Below are 17,238 nucleotides of genomic sequence, written 5' to 3'. Positions count from 1 at the left end.
CCCTAAGTCTTCGAAACAGGACCCGTGAAGAAGCGGCTGTTGACCGGATCCGCCTCCGGCAAGACTTCGGGCTGCTTCCAGGTCACGCCGCTCGCGGACGGAAGCGGCGTCATCGTCGGCTGGTAGTGCGGCTTTGACCCAGTCTTGGCAAAATCAGGATCGCCAGGCGGCGGCGACAGCAGCTGGTATCGCAACAGCATGGCGAAGTCTTCGTGAACCGTGTTGTGACAATGGTTGACATAGGCACCGCCAAATTCGCCAAACCGAACCTGGAACTTGACCCGGCCGTCCGGCCTCAACCGCCAGACATCCTTCCTCACCAGCAGTTCAGTTGCGGGGATCGTGCCCACACCGCGATTGATAGTGACGCCCTCTTCGAAATGGAGGTGGATTGGATGATCCCATCCGCCCCCGCCGTTGATGAGGGTCCAATGCTCGACTTCACCGGGCTTGGGAATGAGGGCCGAGATCCGGTTTGCATTCAGCGTGTGCGCCGCCTGCCCGTTCACGCGGATCGACCATGGGAATATCTGAGTGTCGCCGCAGTCCGGGATGCATTGTTTTTCTGGATTGTTGCGCGAGTCTCCATCGCCGAACCGCCCGAACTCGATCACCCTTTCCCGAACCGGCGCGACCACTGGAATTTGCGTTGTCAGCGTCCGCCGACCCGACTTCCAATCCGGATCGCTCAGGTCGACGCTGGGATCCGGACTTTCCGCCGTATAGGTCGTGCTCGGATCGTCAACGCTCTTCAGCGAGTAAACGACACGGAATTCAAGGATGGGGCCGACGCACGGATCTTCCTCTCCCTTGAAGGCCTTCTTCAGCGAGACAGCACCATCCGGCTTGCGTCCATCCGACTGCTTCAGGAGGTTGAGGAGGTACAGGCTGTCGCCGGGCCGGAACGCGGAAAAATCGATGACGATATCGTAGCGCTCCGCGACGCCCTGCTCGTCAAGCTGAGTGAGTTGGATCGGGCTCACGACAAAATTTCCGTCATTGGCGATAAAATAGAAGGGGACCGGCGTTTCCGGCGCAAACCTCAGGCTCTTGTTCACGGCCAGCGCCAGCTTGATGAAACGCGACATCGCGGCGTTCAGGATGCGGAAGCGATACCGGCGGGGAAGGACTTCGAAATACGGATAATAGGACCCGTTGACCAGAAGCATGTCGCCGACGAATCCGTCGGTGTCGAAAATATCGAAGAACAGCTGGCCATCCTTGTCCATGGCGGGGTTGGTGATCGCCAGATTGACGTCGAAATCGATATTGCCCCAGGCGAGTCGATTGCCGCTTGGCAGTCGCAGATTGATGTTGTTTCGGTCGGCCCTATCGCTGCCGCGGTCGGGACCGCTGTAGAAGTTGCAACTCGCAAACATTCCCTTATGGACATTCTCAGCAGTGAAGAAGAACCGGTGGTCATGCAGCCACAGCGTCCCCTGTAGTTCGCGAAAATCTCCGGCGACCGGAACAACACCGTCTCCATCGTCGGGACCTGAGGCCTTGCGCAGGTGATTCTGATCGCTGGTCAGCCAGACGCTCGGCATGTCGCGTCGCGCCAGCGCCGTGCTCCAGTGATAATCGTAGAACGTCCCGGGAAAATGGTAAGCGTTACAGGCGCCGTCGCTCTCGGCGCCATTGTGCGCATTGTGGAAATGGATCGAGATTTCGTTGCGCCCAAAGCCGCCGTTGAGGGCGCGATCGACCGGCAGATCGTTATAGATTCGCGTCAGTACGGGCTCGCCGTAGCGGGCCTTGATCAGGCACGGCGCGCCATAGCCCGTCCTTCGCCCCTCCCGCGCGCCCTGCATTCCGGGCGGTCGCGGTCCGAACGACCACACGGCGTTCGGATTCTGGTCAGGCATCTCGTCACAGAACTTCGTCGCCGAGCGGCATTGGCCCATCGACATCAGATAGCCGACTTTCGGATAGAACTCCTCCCAGCGCTGGTGCGCGAATAGCGGCCCCGGCGGACGCCCTTCCATCGGCCCGATATAGGTGACCGGATTGCGATAGCCGGCGCGTCCCGAATTGTCGTAGTCGGTGTGGTACGAGAAATTCCTGGCGGCAGGCTCGTTCACCCCAGGAGCGACTTGCCACGCCGCGTCGCCATTGGTCTGGCGCAACAGTGGAATTGGCTTCTGCAATTCCTGGCGCGGCATCCGGTGGGTGAATTTCTTTGCGCCGAACAGAGGACTTGGCGGCGTGCCTGTCGGCACCTGCGCATATGCACTTGTTGCGAATGGACTCAATCCGTTCTTCGCCAGGATTGCGCCTGTTGCCGTCAGAAGGCCCCATCGAAACAGATCGCGCTTCGAAATAGTGCCCTGCGAAAGGGCGCTGACAATCTCGAGGCGGTTCGCGCGCGCGTCCTCAGCCTCTTTCAAGCGGCGCTTTGACTCGTTTTTGGAGAGATACATGTCTAGCCCCTGCACAATCACGATCCAGCCAAGCCGAACCTGCGCCGGGGAATGACATGGAACAAGGTACATAGGTCTCATGCGCGCTGGCCTAGGTCCGGTGAAGTTTCAGACCAAAGTCTCAGATCGCGCGTAGTTGCCCGTTCACATCGCAAGAGCATTCCTGACAGCGATGATGGTCCCTCGGCACAATCCATGACGCCCGACACGGCTGACTGGGGGGGTCCTCACCAGCCTTGGGATGAAGCGAAGCTGCGCGCTATCGCGAAAGACATCATCAAGGGCGGCACGACTGCGAGGATTGGTTGGCTAAGCTTCAGGGCAGCTCGAGCTCGTCGCGTGCAATCAGATCGCCGGCGGTCCAGAACTCTACGGCATCTTGCTCGGGGCGATCGGCCTGGGGCTGTCGTCGGTGCGTTCATGCTGCCCTGGATGAGGGCGAACTTCGGACCCGACGCGCTTGCCCGGGATCGGACTTGCGGTGTGCCTGATCGCCGGCATCTCGTGGATCGCCGTCCTCGCGACGGTCAACGTCTCCGTTCAGGTCCCGTTGCGGGATTGGGTGCGCGGTCGGGGCGCTGCGACATAGCTATGCAGCGTGGCGTGCCACTCTGGGCTGGGAGGCGGCAGGGTTCCTGGGCATGTCTCCCGAGGTCCTGCAGGACACTTATGGCCACCACCACCCTGACTTTTTGCAGGGGGCAGCTACGGCGATTGGTAAAAAGGGCCGGTATGTTTCGGGGGTTGAAACGGTGGTTGACTCGGGAACGACCAACGATCAGAAGGAAAAACCTAATGATTTCTGGTCGGAGTGGCAGGATTCGAACCTGCGACCCCTGCGTCCCGAACGCAGTGCTCTACCGGGCTGAGCCACACTCCGACAAGAGGCCGGCTTATAGCGTCGGGCTTGACGCACCGCAAGCGGCCGGCATGAGGAATTTTGTCCCTGTGAAAACGGGTCTTAAAACGCTGATTTTACCGGCGGGCCATGCCGCCGCCGAGGCCGCCGCCCGGCGGCTGGCCGCGGGCGGGCTGGTCGCGTTCCCGACCGAGACGGTCTACGGGCTCGGCGCGGATGCCGCCAATGCCACCGCGATCGCCCATCTCTATGCCGCCAAGGGGCGGCCGGCCTTCAATCCGCTGATCGCACATGTCGCCGAGCTCGCGGCCGCGCAGGCGATCGGGCGGTTCGATGACCGCGCCTTGCGGCTTGCCGAGGCGTTCTGGCCGGGGCCGCTGACGCTGGTGGTGCCGAAAACGGAGGGCTGCCCGGTCGCCGACCTTGCCACCGCGGGCCTCGACACCGTCGCGATCCGCGTTCCCGCCCATCCGGTGGCGCAGGCGATCCTCCGCGCCTTTGGCGGGGCGGTGGTGGCGCCGTCCGCAAACATTTCCGGCCACGTTTCACCGACGCTGGCCTCCCATGTCGAAAGCGACCTTGCGGGGCGGATCGACCTGATCGTGGATGGCGGCCCGGTCGAGGTCGGCGTCGAATCCACCATCGTCGGCTGCCTCAACGCGCCGATGCTGCTCCGTCCCGGCGGGCTGTCGCGCGAACGAATCGAGGCCGTGCTCGGAGCAGCCCTGGTGCGTCCGCCCGCGGAGGCCGACAGCGACGACAGCCAGCCACTGGCGCCGGGCATGCTGGCCTCGCATTACGCGCCGCGCGCCCATGTGCGGCTCGATGCTCACGACGTTGCGCCGGGAGAAGCGCTGCTGGCATTCGGTTCCGCGCGCCTGCCCGGCCTTGACGCCGCCACTGCCGTCATGAATTTGTCGCTCGCGGCCGATCTCGATGAGGCCGCCGCCAATCTGTTCGGCTATCTTCGCGCTCTCGACGCAAAGCGCCCGCGAGCGATCGCCGTGATGGCGATTCCTGAAGAAGGCTTGGGCGAGGCGATCAACGACCGGCTGCGCCGGGCTGCAGTGGCGCGATAAAGTGCCGGAATGAGAGACGAGATGAACATCGACACATCAGCAACCCCTCCGCTTGCGCCCGAGTTGATCGACCAGTTCCGCAGAATCGTCGGCGAACGCCATGCGATCACGGACGCGGCCGACATCGAGGCTTACGTCACCGAGGAGCGAAACCTGTTCCACGGCCGCTCGCCGCTGGTGCTGCGCCCGGGCTCGACCGCGGAAGTCTCCGAGATCTGCAAGCTCGCCTCCGCGCACAAAATCGCGCTGGTGCCGCAGGGCGGCAACACCGGCCTCGTCGGCGGCCAGACCCCGCACAATGGCGAGGTGGTGGTGTCGCTGCGCCGGCTCGACAAGATCCGCGAGGTCGACACCGCCTCCAACACCATGACCTGCGAGGCCGGCGTGGTGCTGCAGATCGTGCAGCAGAAGGCATCCGACGTGGACAGGCTGTTTCCACTGTCGCTCGGCGCGGAAGGAAGCTGCACCATCGGCGGCAATCTCTCCACCAATGCCGGCGGCACCGCCGCGCTGGCCTATGGCGTCGCGCGCGAGATGGCGCTGGGCCTGGAAGTCGTGCTCGCCGACGGGCGCGTGCTCAATTTGCTGTCGAAGCTGAAGAAGGACAACACGGGCTACAATCTGCACAACCTCTTCATCGGTGCCGAAGGCACGCTCGGCATCATCACCGCGGCGACGCTGAAGCTGTTTCCGAAACCGCGCGCGATCGAGACCGCCTTCGTCGGGCTGAAATCGCCGGCGGCGGCCTTGAAGCTGCTCACGATCGCGCAAAGTGAAGCCGCCAATTCACTGACGAGCTTCGAGTTGCTGTCGCAGATGGCGGTCGATTTCTCGGTCCGCCACGGCATCGACGTGCGCGATCCGCTTGCCGGGAAGCATCCCTGGTACGTGCTGATGGAGTTGTCGGCAGCCGGCGACGACGCCCGCACGCCGCTGGAAACGATCCTGACCCGCGCGATGGAAGAGGAGATCGTCGACGACGCCGTGATCGCGGCCAACCTCACCCAGCGCAACGACTTCTGGAAGCTGCGCGAGGAGATGTCGTCCGCACAGAAGCCCGAGGGCGGCTCGATCAAGCACGACATTTCCGTGCCCGTTGCCACTGTACCCGCCTTCATCGCGGAGGCCGATGCCGCCGTGGTGAAGCTGATCCCCGGCGCGCGGCCGGTGCCGTTCGGCCATCTCGGCGACGGCAATCTGCATTACAATGTCAGCCAGCCTGTTGGCGCCAACACCGCGGATTATCTCGCGCGCTGGCATGAGATGAACGCTGTCGTCTTCGCGATCGTGCTGCGCATGGGCGGCTCGATCTCGGCCGAGCACGGCATCGGCGTGCTCAAGCGCGACGAACTGCCCGACGTCAAGGACAAGACCGCGATCGAGCTGATGCGGTCCATCAAGGCGATGCTCGATCCGCACGGCATCATGAATCCGGGGAAGGTGCTGTGAGCGCGCTTGCGATCGACGCGATCGCCGACGCCGAGGTCGAGCCGGTCGTCGCCCTGTGGCAGCGCTGCGGCCTGACGCGGCCGTGGAACGATCCGCATGCCGACGTCGCGCTGGCGCGGCGGCGCGAGAACTCGACGATTCTGGTCGGCCGCGACGGCGGCACCGTCGTTGCCACCGTCATGGTCGGCCATGACGGCCATCGCGGCTGGGTCTATTACGTCGCCGTCGATCCTGATGGCCGCAAGCGCGGCTATGGCCGCGCGATCATGTCCGCGGCCGAGGACTGGCTGCGCCAGGCCGGCATCGCAAAGCTCCAGCTCCTGGTCCGCCGCGAGAATGCGCAGGCCAATGCGTTCTACCAGTCGCTCGGCTTCGAGGAGTCCACCTCGGTGATGTTCCAGAAGTGGCTCGACGGCCGCGAGCACTAGCTGAAAGACAGTCATGACCATTTCCGATCGCGTCCGCATCAAGGACGTCCGCGTGCTCTCGGACAATTGGACCATCTTGAAAAACACCACGTTCGAGTACCGGCGCGCCAGCGGCGAATGGCAGACGCAGCACCGCGAAATCTACGAGCGCGACAACGCCGCGGCCGTGCTACCCTACAACCGCGCGCGGCGCACCGTGATCCTGGTCCGCCAATTCCGCCTGCCGGCGTTCATCCGCGGCTACGATGATCTCCTGATCGAGGCCGCCGCCGGCGTGCTGGACGACGCCTCGCCCGAGGTGCGCATCCGCGCCGAGGCCGAGGAGGAAACCGGCTACCGCCTGCACCACGTCCACAAGGTGTTCGAGGCCTTCATGAGCCCCGGCGCCGTCACGGAGAGGCTGCATTTCTTCGTCGCCGAGTACGAGCCGGAGATGCGCGTCAGCGCCGGCGGCGGCCTCGCGCACGAAGGCGAGGACATCGAGGTGCTGGAGCTCTCCATCGACGAGGCGCTGGCGATGATCGCGGACGGCCGCATCATCGACGCCAAGGCAATCATGCTGCTGCAGCATGCGGCGCTACATGTGTTTCGGTAGCTTTACCCGCCGCTGGAGGGGACCCTCCAGGAGAGGGTAAGCGGCACCGCCGATGCGGCATCATCCGCAACTGCAATTCTGGCCTGCGCCGCGCTGCCCCCCGTTGAGCTCACCGCCGACTATCTCTAGTCTGGTCCCAACCAAGAACCAGGAGACGCGCCCATGTCCGCTCTGCGCGACGACGAATTCGGCTTTGCACCCGACTACGATGCCCCCGTCCCCTACATGCAGCGCACCCGCGACTATTACGCGGCGATCGGCTATACCACGGCGTATCGCTGGGCGCATTACACCGAGGCGCCATTCCAGCCGTTGAAGAAGCCGCTCGGACAATCGCGCGTCACCATCATCACCACGGCTGCACCGTTCGATCCGACCAAGGGCGACCAGGGGCCGGGCGCGGCGTATAATGGCAGCGCGAAATTCTACCAGGTCTATGACGGTGACACGTCGAGGCAGCACGATTTACGCATCTCGCATATCGGCTACGACCGCAAGCACACCACGGCCACCGACAACGGCACCTGGTTTCCGCTGCCGCAGCTCTTGAAGGCGAGCGCGGCGGGACGGATCGGCGACGTCGCCCCGCGCTTCTTCGGCGCGCCGACCAACCGCAGCCATCGCGTCACGCTCGACACCGACGCGCCCGAGATCCTGGCGCGCTGCCTTGCCGACCAGGTCGACGTCGCGGTGCTGGTGCCGAACTGCCCGGTCTGCCACCAGACCACGGCGCTGGTGGCGCGGCATCTCGAGGCCGGCGGTATTTCGACCGTGATCATGGGCTGTGCCAAGGACATCATCGAGCACGCCGCCGTGCCGCGCTTCTTGTTCTCCGACTTCCCGCTCGGCAATTCCGCCGGCAGGCCGCAGGACGTCGGCTCGCAGGCGCAGACGCTCGAGCTGGCGCTGACACTGCTGGAGACCGCAAGCGGCCCGCAGACCACGATGCAGTCGCCGCTGCGCTGGAGCGAGGACGCCTCCTGGAAGCTCGACTACAACAACGTCGCGCAGCTCTCGCCTGAAGAGCTCGCGCGCCGCCGCGCCGAATTCGACAAGCAGAAGGAGATCGCGCGCGGCAATCGCGCCGCCTGACGTCCTCCGACAACCAGAACAAAAAGGGAGAGAGACGTGACGCGACCGTTCGAGGGCGTGAAGATCCTGGATTTCACCCAAGTGCTGGCCGGCCCCTATGCGAGCTACCAGCTCGCGCTGCTCGGTGCCGACGTCATCAAGGTCGAGCGGCGCGAGGGCGAGGACATGCGCCGCACGCCGCTGTCGCGCGAATGGGCCGAGCGCGGCCTTGCGCCGGCGTTCCAGGCCATCAACGGCAACAAGCGCAGCCTGACGCTCGATCTGCAGAAGCCCGATGCGATCGCGATCGTGAAGAAGCTCGCGAGCCAGGTCGACGTCGTCATGGAGAATTTCCGCCCCGGCGTGATGGACAAGCTCGGCATCGGCTACGAGGCGCTCTCGGCGATCAATCCGAAGCTGATCTATTGCGCCGTCTCAGGCTTCGGCCAGACCGGCCCGGATCGCTTGCGGCCCGGCTATGACGGCAAGATGCAGGCGCTGTCGGGCATCATGGCGATCACGGGCCATCCCGAAACGGGTCCGACCCGCGCCGGCTTTGCGGTTTGCGACGTGCTTTCGGGCGCCACGGCTGCGTTCGGCGTGTCGAGCGCGCTGTACCAGCGCGACCGCACCGGCAAGGGGCAGCTCATCGACGTCTCCATGCTGGAGGCGACGATGGCGTTTCTCTCCGGGCAAATCGCGGACTGGTCGGTTGCCGGCCATCGCCAACAGTTGTCAGGCAATCAGGCCGTCAGCCGCCGGACAACGGCGAATTTGTTCAGATGCGGCGACGGCCACATCCTGCTCGCCGTCAACAACGATAAGCAGTATCGCGCGCTGATGAGCGCGCTCGGCCGCGAGGACACGCTCTCCGATCCGCGCTTCGCCGACTGGTTCTCGCGCAACGAGAACGAGCCGGCCCTGCGCGCCGTCATCGAAGAGGCGCTCGCGGCCAGGCCCGCGCGCGAATGGGAGAGGATTTTGGAGGACGCCGGCGCGCCCTGTTCCAGCATCTGGAAGGTCGAGGAAGTGATCGATCATCCGCAGATCAAGGCCCGCGGCGCGATCCAGGAGCTGGATACGCCCTACGGCCTCCTGCGCTTCGCCGGCAGCGGATTCAAGCTCGCGCATGGCGGCGGCAAGCTGGACCGGATGGCGCCGGAACTGGGCGCGGATACGGACGCGGTGCTGGGAGAGTTGGGTTTCGATGCGGCGGAGATCGCGGCGCTCAGGGCAAGGGAGATCGTGTGAGCGCGTAGCCTCACTCCACCCTACGGCGCCGGTGATCAGAACAACGACCCTTGTCCGCCATCCTCCGGCCCGGCCACCGTTTTCCGCGCGGCCTTCTTCGGTTTCGCGGCCTCTACCTCCGCCTCCATCTCCTCCGCACTGATCGGCAGCAGCAACTGCTCGTCGTCATTGGCGACGCGATTGACGCGGGTGGAGACCGGGTGCCAGGCGAATTCGCCGATGCGCGGGGCCGTCATCAGCGGCAGGATCGTATCGACCTCGTCGCCCCTTATATCGAGCCAGCGCTCGAAATCGCGCGGGCTGATGGTGACGGGCACGCGGTCATGCAGCGCGGCCAGATCCTCGCCTGCCGCCGCCGTGACGATTGCGACCGTATCGAGTTCTTCGCCGTTCGGCCCGGCCCAGGTCTCGAATATCGCGGCAAAGCCGAGCGGCGTGCCGTCGGCGCGGTGGATGAAGAAGGGCTGCTTGCGGCCACCTTCGGCCTTCCATTCGTAATAGCCGTCAGCCGGGATCAGGCCCCGCCGCCGGCGAATCGCGCGTTTGAACGCGGGCTTCTCCAGCACCGTTTCCGAGCGGGCATTGATCAGGAGCGTAAACCCTTTGGGATCCTTGACCCAACTCGGCAACAGCCCCCAGCGCATCAGACGGAAATGCCGCGCGCCGTTCTCGACCAGAACAACCGGAATCGGTTGCGTCGGGGCGACATTGTACCGGGGCGGGAAATTCGGCTGCTCGATGTAGCCGAACAGTTGCCGTAAAGCCGCGGGGGCCGAAGTTATGACGAAGCGTCCACACATCCTAGGGCGTCTATATAGGGTCTGTTCAGGTCCTTTTAACCCCGAACGTTAACACTGCGGCGGATGAGCTCAACGGCCTCCCAACCCGCGCGGACGCATGCACAGACGGGCCCCGAGGCCGCCGCCTGGGCCGAGCGGCTGCGCGTGGCCAACATCAACCCTCGGACCGGGCTTGCCACCGACTATCTCAACCATTTCAATGAAGCCGTGATGCTGTTGGAGATGGTCCCGGACATGCCGGAATGCGCGGAAGATTTTTTGACCTGGTCGCCGCTGTCCTATGCCGAGCATTTCACGGCGTCGAATTTCAAGGCCCGCGATCTGGCGATCGAGGCCTATGAAAAAGCCGATCCGAACCTGCGCACACAGTTCGACCACATCACCGACACCATGACCTCGATCCTGACCGCGGTCGGATCGGCCATGCGCGAGGTCGAGAAGGACACGACCCGCGTCCGCCTCGCCGAGCAGGCGACGGCCTGGGTCAAGCCGTTGATCGCGGCCTGCGGCGGCATCATCAATGGCGGCGCGGAAGCCGACGTCGATACCATCATGGCGAACTGAACCGTGGCTGCGGTCGCCCAGCCCAGCCATCCCCAGGTCGCGGTCAGTGCCGCGATCTTCCGCGACGGCAAGGTGCTGCTGACCCGCCGCGCCCGCTCGCCCGCCAAAGGGTTCTATTCGCTGCCGGGCGGCCGGGTCGAGTTCGGCGAATCGCTGCACCAGGCGCTGGCGCGCGAGGTCGACGAGGAGACCGGGCTCGCCATCGAGATCATCGGTCTCGCCGGTTGGCGCGAAGTGCTGCCGGCCACGGCCGGCGCCGGCCATTACCTGATCATGTCCTTTGCCGCCCGCTGGGTGGCCCGGGAGCCGGCCCTGAATGATGAGCTCGACGACTACCGCTGGATCGCCCCGGACGCCCTGGCGAGCCTCGGCGACCTCAAGCTGACCGGGGGGCTGGAGGAGGTCATTCAGGCCGCCGCCCGGCTGATCGGGCCCTGACCGCCTCGCCTTGCTTCCACCGGCGTGAAGAGGCATACACCCCGCCGATGTCCACGCGATTTCTGGCCATTTTCGCCCTGATTCTCGCCTGCGCCTCCGCGCCCGCCCGGGCCCAGGACGTGGCGGCGCCGTTCGACGCCGATTTGCAGCGGCTGGCGGAGATTCTCGGCGGGCTGCACTATCTGCGCGGCATCTGCGGGTCCAACGAAGGCAACAAATGGCGCAACGAGATGCAGGCGCTGATCGATGCGGAAACCCCCTCCGGCGAACGCCGCACCCGCATGATCGCCGGCTTCAACCGCGGCTATAACGGCTTCCAGCAGACCTACCGGAGCTGCACGCCCGCCGCGACGGTGGCGATCCGCCGCTATATCGAGGAAGGCTCGAAAATCTCGCGCGATCTCACGGCGCGTTACGCGAACTGAGCGCCCGCCCCCCTCATCCGAACGCAAGTCCCTCATCCTACGCGTCGCAGGAACCCTGTCATCGTCTTTGTTCACAGCCGTTAACCGTTCCTAAAGATGTGGCCTAGCGGGCGTTAATGCGCGTGCTACACCTCTCGCACAGCGCATCGCCGTGGATCGCGCCCCAGCCCTGTCGAGTTTCATGAGCCATCCAGTGTCCTATGCCCCCGCCCGCGCGCCGCTACCCGATCACGAGCAGAAACAGGCCGCGCTGAGCTATCTCAACGAGGCCTGGGCCGAAGCGCGCCACGATGGCGTCGACGGCGACTGCCTGGCGCAGGCGAGCCTGTTTGCGGCCTTGGCCGAGCTCGTGGGCACCTATGGCGAGGACGCGGTGGCGAAATTCGTCGAGGGCTTTCCCGGCCGCATCCGCAACGGCGAATTCTCCGTCGACATCTCCCGGCAGTAACCGCTGTTCGAAAATGACCCCGCCACGCGGGCGGGGCCAGTCTACGGATGAATGACTTTGCGAACAGGATTTTGCGAACGAGTTCGCGAAGTCTGCTGCGTTTATCGCACGGAAGCCGCCTTACCCGGACAAGCATTAGTCTCGCGACGGCCGGGAGATGTTCCCGCTGCGGTCGGGAAATGTTGTCTCTAGTCCGTCTCGATCGGCAGCGCCGGGTCCCTCGCCCACTCACCCATCGAGGCGTCGTACAGCGTCAGCTTGTCGTAGCCGAGTTGCGTCAGCATCAGCAGGTCGATCGTCGCCGAGATGCCGCCGCCGCAATACAGGATCACATCCTTGTCGCGCGTGACGCCTGCCGCGGCGAACTTCGCTTCGGCATCCGCAAGCGAGGTCAGGGTCTTGTCGGCATTCACGAGCGTTGCAGCCGACACGTTGACGCTGCCGGGAACACGGCCGGGCCGGCCGTAGCGGCTCGGCTCGAGGCCGCGATGAAACTGCGGTCCCAGTGCGTTGACGATTGCCGTGGAGGGATCACCGATCCGCGCCTTTACGGCGTTCTTGTCGACGAAGAAGCCCGCGCGCGGCGCGGCCTTGAAGGTCGTGGCGGGATAGCCCTTCGATGCGCCCGTTACGACCGGCCGCCCCTCGGCCTTCCATTTGTCGAAACCACCATCGAGCACTTTCGCATCGACGCCGAGCGAGCGCAGCATCCACCAGAACCGCGTCGACCACATCATGGTGCCGATGCTGTAGAGCACGATGGTCTTTGACGCATCCGCGCCATGGCGGCCGAACGCGGCCTCCAGCTGCGCGATACCGGGCATCATGAAGAACTGCTGCGCGGAGGTGTCGGAGAACTCGCCCTGCAGGTCGAGGAAATCGGCGCCCGGGATGTGGCCGGCCGCGAAGGTCTTGTCGCCGGGCACTGCGCGATAGGGCAAATCGCTGCCCGGTGGCACCGGCTCGTTGTAGGTCGTGCAGTCGTAGAGGCGCAGGTTGGGATCGCCGAGTATAGCGGCGAGTTGGTCGGTGGTGATGAGGGGTGTCGGTTGGGACATCTGACTGCTCTCCCTATCGAGGGAGTGTAGCTTTCTCCCCTCGTCTTTGCGCGCAGCGAAACAATCCAGACTGCCGCCGCGGAGGGATTCTGGATTGCTTCGCTCCTCGCAATGACGAGGCTGCATCCTGCCCTACTGCTTCAGCGTCTCCAGAAACCGCACGGGCTCGCCTTGCGAAGCCGTCACCAGTTCGCCCTGCCACATCACGCGGCGACCGCGGATGAAGGTGCCGACGGGCCAACCGGTCACACGCACGCCATCATACGGCGTCCAGCCGGCCTTGGAAGCCACCCATTTGTTGGTGATGGTTTCGCTGCGCTTGAGATCGACGATGGTGAAATCGGCGTCGTAGCCCGCGGCGATGCGGCCCTTGCAGGCCATGTTGTAGAGGCGCGCGGGGCCGGCGCTGGTGAGGTCGACGAACCGTGCCAGCGACAGCCGGCCGGCATTGACGTGGTCGAGCATGAGCGGCACCAGCGTCTGCACGCCGGTCATGCCCGAGGGCGAAGCGGGATAGGTCTTCTGCTTCTCTTCCAGCGTATGCGGGGCGTGATCGGAGCCGAGCACGTCGATGATGCCCTGCTCGATGCCGCGCCAGATGCCGGCGCGGTGATCGGCGCCACGCACCGGCGGGTTCATCTGCGCCAGCGTGCCGAGCCGCTCGTAGCATTCGGGCGCGACCAGCGTGAGATGGTGCGGCGTCGCCTCGCAGGACGCGACGTCCTTGTGGTCGCGCAGGAACTCGATCTCTTCCTTGGTCGAGATGTGCAGCACGTGGATACGCTTGCCGGTCTCGTGCGCGAGCTTGACCAGGCGCTGCGTCGCCGTCAGCGCCGCGGTCTCGTCGCGCCACACCGGATGCGAGCGTGTATCGCCCTCGATGCGCAGCGGCTTGCGCTCGTTGAGGCGGTATTCGTCCTCGGCATGGAAGGCGGCGCGGCGGCGGATCACCTGGAAGATACGGCGCAGGCTCTCGTCGTCCTCCACCAGCAGCGCGCCGGTCGAGGAGCCGATGAACACCTTGACGCCGGCGCAGCCCGGCGCGCGTTCGAGCACCGGCAGGTCCTGCACGTTCTCGCGGGTACCGCCGATGAAGAATGCGAAATCGCAATGCATGCGGTGATGGGCGCGCTTCACCTTGTCGGTGAAGGTGGCCTCCGTCACGGTCAACGGAGACGTGTTCGGCATCTCGAACACGGCGGTGACGCCGCCCATCACGGCGCTGCGCGAGCCGGTCTCGAGGTCTTCCTTCTGCTCCAGCCCGGGCTCGCGGAAATGCACCTGCGTGTCCATCACACCGGGCAGGATGTGCAGGCCCTTGCAGTCGATCACTTCCGCGGCAGACGCCTGCGACAGCGGGCCCAATTCGGCGATCCGGCCGTTGGTGATGCCGATATCGCGAACACCCTCGCCGTCCTGGTTGACCACGGTGCCACCCCTGAGGATCACATCGAAACGCTGGGTCATGGCTGAAGGCCTCTCTCATCCCCAAGCGCAGGGCTCGAGGTCTTGTCGTTTAATCCTTGCGGGCTTACGTTCCGGAGCAACATGTCGCAAGAGATTTTCGCATGAAATCAGCGTTTCTTCCCGACCGGGGCGTGGTCAAGGTCGCGGGCGAGGATGCGCGCAACTTCCTCAACGGCCTCGTCACCACCGATCTCGACAGGCTCAAGCCGGGCCTGGGGCGATTCGGTGCGCTGCTGACGCCGCAGGGCAAGATCATCGTCGATTTCCTGATCACGGAAGCACCTGCCGGCCATGGCGGCGGGTTCCTGATCGACTGCCCGAAGCCGCTCGCCGAGGGCCTCGCCACCAAGCTGAAATTCTACAAGCTGCGCGCCAAGGTCATCGTGGAAAACCTCTCCGACGATCTCGGCGTGCTCGCTGCCTGGGACGGCCAGCCGGCCGCGCAACCGGACCTTGCCTTTGCCGATCCGCGCCATGGCGAGCTCGGCTATCGCATCCTGATCCCCGAACAGCTCAAGGAGAAGCTCTCCGATCTCATTGGCGCCGAACTGGTCGATGCCGCCGCCTATGAAGCCCACCGAATCGCGCTCGGGGTGCCTCGCGGCGGGCTCGATTTCACGTACAGCGACGCATTCCCGCACGAGACCAACATGGACCGGCTTGCCGGCGTCGATTTCGACAAGGGCTGCTATGTCGGCCAGGAGGTCGTCTCGCGGATGCAGCATCGCGGCACCGCGCGCACCCGCAGCGTCAAGGTGCTGCTCGATGACCTCTCGCCGGAGGCCGGCGTCAGCATTCTGGCCGGTGACAAGCCGGTGGGCACGATGGGTTCTTCGGCGCAGGGCAAGGGCATCGCGCTGGTGCGCATCGACCGCGTTGCCGACGCGCTCGACGCCGGCCAGCCGCTCACCGCCGGCGGCCTTGCCCTGACACTCGCCGAACCTGAAATCGTCCGTATTCCCGCCAAGCAGCCCACCGCATGAGCCGCGCCCCCCGCCTGCATCCCGACGGCCTGACGCGTTGCCCGTGGCCCGGCGAAGATCCGCTCTATGTCGCCTATCACGACACCGAATGGGGCGTGCCGGAATATGGCGACCGTGCGCTCTATGAAAAGCTGATCCTCGACGGCTTCCAGGCCGGCTTGTCCTGGATCACGATTTTGCGCAAGCGCGACAATTTCCGCAAAGCCTTCGACGACTTCCAGCCGGAGAAGATCGCGCGCTACAACGAAAAGAAAGTCCACGCGCTGATGAACGATGCCGGCATCGTTCGCAACCGCGCCAAGATCGACGGCGCGATCCTAAGCGCGAAGTCCTATCTGGACATCATGGAGAAGGGCCCCGGCTTCTCAAAGCTGCTGTGGGATTTCATGGGCGGAAGGCCCAAGATCAATCATTTCAAGACCACCGCAAGCGTGCCGGCCTCGACGCCGCTGTCCGTGCAAATCTCCAAGGAGCTCTCCTCGCGCGGCTTCAAGTTCGTCGGCCCCACCATCGTCTATGCCTTCATGGAAGCGACCGGCATGGTCAACGACCATCTCGTCGACTGCCATTGCCACGCGAACTGCGGCAAGACTCAGCGCAAGCCGCGCCTCAAGCTCAAATGAGCGCGAAGAAGACGGAGTCCGACTTGGCGTCCCGCGCCTGGCAGCGCATGCTGTCGGGCCGGCGGCTCGATTTGCTCGATCCCTCCCCGCTCGATATCGAGATTGCCGACATCGCGCATGGGCTGGCGCGGGTCGCGCGCTGGAACGGGCAGACCACCGGCGCGCACATCTTCTCGGTCGCGCAGCACACGCTGCTGATGGAAACAGTGATGCGGAACGAGATGCCGCGCGCCGACCAGCGCATGCGGCTTGCCGCGCTTCTGCATGATGCGCCCGAATATGTGATCGGCGACATGATCTCGCCGTTCAAGGCTGTGCTGGACGGTCACTACAAGGCGGTCGAGAAGCGCCTGCTCGGCGCCATCCACATCCGTTTCGGCCTGCCGCCGGTGCTCTCCGACGACATCACGCTCGCCATCAAGGCCGCCGATCGCGGCGCGGCTTACCTCGAGGCGACCGAGCTTGCCGGCTTCAGCGAAAGCGAGGCGAGGCGCCTGTTCGGTCGCGACCCCGGCCTGTCCGACAGCGTCCGGCGCGACTACCTCACGCCCTGGACGGCGGCCCGGGCGGAGAAGCAGTTTCTGGAGCGGTTCAAGGCGGTGTTTGCGTAGCATCATCACTTCGTAGGGTGGGCGAAGCGAAATGCGCCCACCAAACTAGGCAAGATGTGCGAGCCGCGAAGCGGTGGGCGCGGCGCGATGCGCCTTTGCCCACCCTGCGAACGCTCGCTATAATCAGCGGCAAAAAGGTCTGCCATGATCCACGTCTGCTCCCTCGCCGCCCTTCCCGAAACCGTCCGCCTCACCAAGGCCAGCCACGTGCTGACCGTGATGGCCAATGTCGAGCAGGTGGCGCGACCGGTGTCGGTGCTGCCGGCCAACCATCTCAAGGTGTCGATGGACGACATCACCGAGGAGATGGACGGCTTCGTCGCGCCATCCGAAACGCATATCGAGCAGGTGTTGAACTTCGTGCGCGGCTGGGACCGCGGCGCGCCGCTGGTGGTGCATTGCTATGCCGGCATCAGCCGCTCCACCGCGAGCGCCTTTGCGGCCGTCTGCGCGCTCAATCCGGAACGCGACGAGGTCGAGATCGCGAAGAAGATTCGCGCGGCCTCCCCGATCGCCTCGCCGAACCGGCGCATCGTCGCCCTTGCCGACAGGGCGCTGGGACGCAACGGCCGCATGCTGCGCGCGCTCGACGAGATGGGCCCGGGCGCGATGATGGTCGAGGGCCGCCCCTTCGTGATCGAGCTCGAATGACCGCTGCGATCATCATCG

General features: G+C 64.9%; 18 protein-coding genes and 1 tRNA gene. 14 read left to right on the top strand and 5 right to left on the bottom strand.

Going from position 1 to position 17,238, the window contains the following annotated elements; all coding sequences use genetic code 11:
- Positions 1 to 2: 2 nt before the first annotated feature.
- Together NR187_RS24705 and NR187_RS24695 are read right to left on the bottom strand one after the other, a co-directional pair.
- Entirely contained in the window at positions 3 to 2,420 is a 2,418-nt protein-coding gene (locus NR187_RS24705; protein ID WP_211386740.1) for a multicopper oxidase domain-containing protein, read from the bottom strand.
- An 803-nt stretch (positions 2,421 to 3,223) separates the two neighbouring features.
- A tRNA-Pro gene (locus NR187_RS24695) sits at positions 3,224 to 3,300 on the bottom strand.
- 68 nt (positions 3,301 to 3,368) lie between these two features.
- On the opposite strand from NR187_RS24695, the gene NR187_RS24690 reads away from it, so the two are divergent.
- The 6 genes from NR187_RS24690 to NR187_RS24665 all read left to right on the top strand — a co-directional run bounded on the left by NR187_RS24690 (position 3,369) and on the right by NR187_RS24665 (position 9,152).
- On the top strand, positions 3,369 to 4,358 hold the full coding sequence (locus NR187_RS24690; RefSeq protein WP_211386741.1) for an L-threonylcarbamoyladenylate synthase: 990 nt from the start codon (positions 3,369 to 3,371) through the stop codon (positions 4,356 to 4,358).
- Positions 4,359 to 4,379: 21 nt separating this feature from the next.
- The gene (locus NR187_RS24685; protein WP_256807949.1) at positions 4,380 to 5,807 is read left to right on the top strand and encodes an FAD-binding oxidoreductase; all 1,428 of its coding nucleotides are present in this window, start codon (positions 4,380 to 4,382) and stop codon (positions 5,805 to 5,807) included.
- A complete protein-coding gene (locus NR187_RS24680) occupies positions 5,804 to 6,235 on the top strand; it encodes a GNAT family acetyltransferase (RefSeq protein ID WP_211386743.1) in 432 nt (143 codons plus the stop codon). The genes NR187_RS24685 and NR187_RS24680 overlap by 4 nt, the downstream gene beginning before the upstream one ends.
- Before the next feature lie 13 nt (positions 6,236 to 6,248).
- Positions 6,249 to 6,830, top strand: a complete 582-nt coding sequence (locus tag NR187_RS24675) for an NUDIX domain-containing protein (protein WP_211386744.1) — start codon at positions 6,249 to 6,251, stop codon at positions 6,828 to 6,830.
- 162 nt (positions 6,831 to 6,992) lie between these two features.
- On the top strand, positions 6,993 to 7,922 hold the full coding sequence (locus NR187_RS24670; protein WP_211386745.1) for a glycine reductase: 930 nt from the start codon (positions 6,993 to 6,995) through the stop codon (positions 7,920 to 7,922).
- Positions 7,923 to 7,958: 36 nt separating this feature from the next.
- Positions 7,959 to 9,152, top strand: coding sequence for a CoA transferase (locus tag NR187_RS24665; protein ID WP_211386746.1), 1,194 nt, complete (start codon positions 7,959 to 7,961; stop codon positions 9,150 to 9,152).
- 35 nt (positions 9,153 to 9,187) lie between these two features.
- On the opposite strand, the gene NR187_RS24660 is transcribed toward NR187_RS24665, so the two are convergent.
- Positions 9,188 to 9,952 carry an SOS response-associated peptidase gene (locus NR187_RS24660; protein ID WP_211386747.1) on the bottom strand — a complete coding sequence of 255 codons (765 nt, stop codon included), beginning with the start codon at positions 9,950 to 9,952 and terminating at the stop codon, positions 9,188 to 9,190.
- Between the two features lie 63 nt (positions 9,953 to 10,015).
- Here NR187_RS24660 and NR187_RS24655 point away from each other — a divergent pair, with 63 nt between their 5' ends.
- The 4 genes from NR187_RS24655 (at position 10,016) to NR187_RS24640 (ending at position 11,827) form a co-directional block, all read left to right on the top strand.
- Positions 10,016 to 10,516 (top strand): hypothetical protein, encoded by a 501-nt coding sequence (locus NR187_RS24655; RefSeq protein ID WP_211386748.1) that lies wholly within the window; start codon positions 10,016 to 10,018, stop codon positions 10,514 to 10,516.
- Positions 10,517 to 10,519: 3 nt separating this feature from the next.
- The gene (locus NR187_RS24650; protein ID WP_211386749.1) at positions 10,520 to 10,954 is read left to right on the top strand and encodes an NUDIX hydrolase; all 435 of its coding nucleotides are present in this window, start codon (positions 10,520 to 10,522) and stop codon (positions 10,952 to 10,954) included.
- 47 nt (positions 10,955 to 11,001) lie between these two features.
- Positions 11,002 to 11,379 carry a TIGR02301 family protein gene (locus NR187_RS24645; protein ID WP_211386750.1) on the top strand — a complete coding sequence of 126 codons (378 nt, stop codon included), beginning with the start codon at positions 11,002 to 11,004 and terminating at the stop codon, positions 11,377 to 11,379.
- Between the two features lie 181 nt (positions 11,380 to 11,560).
- A complete protein-coding gene (locus tag NR187_RS24640; RefSeq protein ID WP_007594892.1) occupies positions 11,561 to 11,827 on the top strand; it encodes a hypothetical protein in 267 nt (88 codons plus the stop codon).
- A gap of 188 nt (positions 11,828 to 12,015) precedes the next feature.
- On the opposite strand, the gene NR187_RS24635 is transcribed toward NR187_RS24640, so the two are convergent.
- Positions 12,016 to 12,885 (bottom strand): sulfurtransferase, encoded by an 870-nt coding sequence (locus NR187_RS24635; protein ID WP_211386751.1) that lies wholly within the window; start codon positions 12,883 to 12,885, stop codon positions 12,016 to 12,018.
- 132 nt (positions 12,886 to 13,017) lie between these two features.
- Positions 13,018 to 14,352, bottom strand: a complete 1,335-nt coding sequence (locus NR187_RS24630; protein WP_211386752.1) for a dihydroorotase — start codon at positions 14,350 to 14,352, stop codon at positions 13,018 to 13,020.
- 101 nt (positions 14,353 to 14,453) lie between these two features.
- Between NR187_RS24630 and NR187_RS24625 the strand changes: the two genes are divergently transcribed.
- From NR187_RS24625 to NR187_RS24610, 4 genes are all read left to right on the top strand, one after another.
- Complete coding sequence (locus NR187_RS24625) at positions 14,454 to 15,335, top strand: folate-binding protein YgfZ (RefSeq protein WP_211386753.1); 882 nt, start codon at positions 14,454 to 14,456, stop codon at positions 15,333 to 15,335.
- The gene (locus NR187_RS24620; protein ID WP_256807946.1) at positions 15,332 to 15,958 is read left to right on the top strand and encodes a DNA-3-methyladenine glycosylase I; all 627 of its coding nucleotides are present in this window, start codon (positions 15,332 to 15,334) and stop codon (positions 15,956 to 15,958) included. The genes NR187_RS24625 and NR187_RS24620 overlap by 4 nt, the downstream gene beginning before the upstream one ends.
- The gene (locus tag NR187_RS24615; RefSeq protein ID WP_256807945.1) at positions 15,955 to 16,569 is read left to right on the top strand and encodes an HD family hydrolase; all 615 of its coding nucleotides are present in this window, start codon (positions 15,955 to 15,957) and stop codon (positions 16,567 to 16,569) included. Before NR187_RS24620 ends, NR187_RS24615 begins: the two co-directional genes overlap by 4 nt.
- 144 nt (positions 16,570 to 16,713) lie before the next feature.
- The gene (locus NR187_RS24610; RefSeq protein ID WP_211386756.1) at positions 16,714 to 17,220 is read left to right on the top strand and encodes a tyrosine phosphatase family protein; all 507 of its coding nucleotides are present in this window, start codon (positions 16,714 to 16,716) and stop codon (positions 17,218 to 17,220) included.
- The last annotated feature ends 18 nt before the right edge of the window (positions 17,221 to 17,238 follow it).

The organism is Bradyrhizobium sp. Bra64, assembly GCF_024519875.1.
In the GTDB taxonomy this organism is placed as follows: domain Bacteria; phylum Pseudomonadota; class Alphaproteobacteria; order Rhizobiales; family Xanthobacteraceae; genus Bradyrhizobium; species Bradyrhizobium japonicum_G.
The sequence above is the reverse complement of the archived record's forward strand: the minus strand, read 5'-3'. Positions and strand labels throughout refer to the sequence as shown.